The organism is Oleiphilus sp. HI0123 (assembly GCF_001635315.1).
In genome coordinates, this window is sequence record NZ_LWGE01001827.1 from 1 (window position 1) to 729 (window position 729).

Annotated in this window: 2 tRNA genes; both read right to left on the bottom strand. The window is 40.2% G+C overall.

Features of this window, described 5'->3' with window-relative positions:
• Positions 1–456: 456 nt before the first annotated feature.
• Positions 457–532, bottom strand: a tRNA-Glu gene (locus tag A3761_RS24565).
• Positions 533–553: 21 nt separating this feature from the next.
• Positions 554–629 (bottom strand) — tRNA-Ala (locus A3761_RS24570).
• Between the last annotated feature and the right edge of the window lie 100 nt (positions 630–729).

Below are 729 nucleotides of genomic sequence, written 5' to 3' on the forward strand. Positions count from 1 at the left end.
TATCACCCGTCAATTTAATCTGCTAATTAATCAATTTTTTGTATTTGTACTTCTCTTTGAAGTACATTTTTATTTAGTTGATTCACATTAAGCGATTAGCATGCCAACTTCATAAATAACTTTGATTACTTTTTATTTTCTTATTATATTCAATACCTTATACACAAACATATTTCACTTAAAAGTCTCGAGTACGGATTTCGTCAAACATAATACCTACTAACACCCAGTAAACGTCAAAAATCCATCAGGCAGATTTGATCTGCTAATCCCCCTCCTTTATGAGCCTCTAAAAAACAAATTTAACTGAGTATCGGCAGAGAAAAACACATAGAACAACTACAGTAGACAAGTAAATAGCCCGAAAAAGACTGAGAGAAAGTAACAATGGCTATACTCAACTTTCTACAGGCGAAAAAAAACCTCGATATCAAATTGATATCGAGGTTTTTTATATGGCGTCCCCTAGGGGAGTCGAACCCCTGTTACCGCCGTGAAAGGGCGGTGTCCTAGGCCTCTAGACGAAGGGGACAGTAAACTGTCCTGAATGATTTGGTGGAGCCATGCGGGATCGAACCGCAGACCTCAACGCTGCCAGCGTCGCGCTCTCCCAGCTGAGCTATGGCCCCGCACTGGTGTGCTGTGCATCATTCAACGGGGGCGTATATCATTTAAGTCTCCCCCCCGAGTCAAGACTATTTTTACACTTCTTTTAACTTTTTGATTTCT